This is a genomic window from Actinoplanes sp. NPDC026670 (genome assembly GCF_040638175.1).
Taxonomy (GTDB): domain Bacteria; phylum Actinomycetota; class Actinomycetes; order Mycobacteriales; family Micromonosporaceae; genus Actinoplanes.
This window is the reverse complement of record NZ_JBEZXU010000168.1, coordinates 1-1,823: the sequence shown is the minus strand read 5'-3', so window position 1 is coordinate 1,823 and position 1,823 is coordinate 1. Positions and strand designations below refer to the sequence as shown.

3 protein-coding genes are annotated in these 1,823 nt (G+C 67.0%); 1 reads left to right on the top strand and 2 read right to left on the bottom strand.

All coding sequences use genetic code 11. The features are described 5' to 3' along the window. Nucleotides 1–201, bottom strand: a 201-nt coding sequence (locus AB0E94_RS52775; protein ID WP_360344509.1) for a ParB N-terminal domain-containing protein, incomplete at its 3' end; no start/stop codon positions are given. A 5-nt stretch (nt 202–206) separates the two neighbouring features. After that, nucleotides 207–635, bottom strand: a complete 429-nt coding sequence (locus AB0E94_RS52770) for a hypothetical protein (RefSeq protein ID WP_357095843.1) — start codon at nt 633–635, stop codon at nt 207–209. Between the two features lie 139 nt (nt 636–774). On the opposite strand from AB0E94_RS52770, the gene AB0E94_RS52765 reads away from it, so the two are divergent. Next, a partial coding sequence (locus AB0E94_RS52765) for a ParA family protein (protein WP_360344506.1) occupies nt 775–1,823 on the top strand: 1,049 nt, incomplete at its 3' end.

The window sequence follows — 1,823 nt, the reverse complement described above, 5'->3', positions numbered from 1 at the left end:
GTTCGGCCACGCTGCGGCGACGCGGTCTGCCGGCAGCACCACAGGCGGCTGGATCACCCCGACTTCCCGGATCGACTCCTCCAGCTCGTCCAGGTTCCCCAGGACCTTGCGCGGGTTAGCCGGGTGGGTAACGACGTCGGCGAGTTTGACTGCCTCGGGCCTCATCGGCCCGACAACCTTGGCCTCCTGCACGTCGCTCATTACGGTCACGAGTCCCTCCTGGCCATCCTCATACTGGTATCACCGGTAGTGCTTTCCTGCTGCTGCTTGCGCATGCGCGCCCGATCGACCAAGCCCGGCCACCGAACGCGTGCTGCCTGCCGCGTCATGCCAGCGGCTTCACCGATCGCCGGGTAGTTGGCACCGTGCTTGGCGGCGTCGGACGCCGCCGTGTTCGCCAAGTCGTCTGCCGCCGACTGGATCGCAATCAGGATGGCCAACCGCCGCAGGTGGGACCGCTGCTGGCTTGCACCAGCGCTGTCCTGCGAGGTCTGGTGCGCGATACGTGACACGAGGTCGTCAACGAAGTCGCGTACCAACTCGGATTCGATGGCGTCCACGCTGACGCGTCCACTCTCGTCCGCCACATCATGGCGGGTACCGCTCGCGCTGTCGTTGACAGCATCGTTTGTCATGTCGCCCACTCTCGCCCTGACAACATTGCTTGTCAAGTGATGGACGTTGTTGCGTGCTCTATAGCTCGTCGTATCGCGTGGGATGTTGCTCGCTCGCTTGCTCGTGCGATCGGTAGCGCGTCCGTCGGTGATGTTGCTGGTGAGCGAGGGTGTGATCTACGGCGCGAGACAGCGCGCGGCGCCTGGCGCGATGCAGCTCGTGAGTGATAGGCACACGGCCGAAGACGCAACCTGTGCGACGAAGGGCAGACCGATGACGTTCGGGCAAGTGGTGGGGCTCGACCCAGATCTCGCAGCGGCGATGGAACTGTCGCGTCGACTACGGCCCTCTCTGGGCCGGGTGCTCGCGGTGCTCAACGGCAAGGGAGGCCAAGGTAAGACGTCGGTGACCGCCAACCTGGGAGGACTGCTGGCGCTGGCGGCCCAGCAGGCCAACTCCCCGCGGCGGGTGCTCCTGGTCGACTGCGACCCGCAGGGCAACCTCGGCCTGGACCTCGGGTACCTCAAGCCCGAGGACGTGCCGGCCGACGGGCGAGTGCCCGAGGGGGTACAGGTCGGCGACGACGGCAAAGGCCTGATGACAGCCTTGCAGGCGGGCACCGTGCCGCACCGGTTGCGCGACGTACGCCCTTGGCTGGACGTCATCCCCGGCGGGTCGGCCCTGGACGAAGTCAACGGCATGATCTTCGGCAAGACCGCACGTGGCCACTCCCACCGGGCCCGCCTCGCGTTGGCGGAGGTCCTGGCGACGATCGCCGATGAGTACGACTGGATCCTCATCGACTGTCCGCCGCGCGAGATCAACTTGCAGGACTTGGTTCTCGTGGCCAGCAGGGCCGCGCTGGTGCCGGTGTCGTTCGATCAGGCCAGCCGGCAGGGTCTGTCCGGGGTGGCCGAACGGTTCAGCCGGGCTATGACGGTCAACGAGCACCTGGAGTTGCTCGGCGTTGCCATGTTCGGGTTCCAGTACCGAGTCAACCGCCAGGGAGATGAGGTGGGCCAGCGGCGTGAGGTACGCCGCGAGCTGGAGGCGGACCTGCGGGCCGCCGGCACCGACGCGCTCGTGTTCGGCTCCGTCATCCGCTACATGCCGTCGGTGGCCAAGGCCTGCCGCGATCGTGGCCAGCTCGTGCATGAGCTGGAGCAGGTTGTGGGCCCGAAGTGGTGGGAGGTACGCGCCGGAACGGC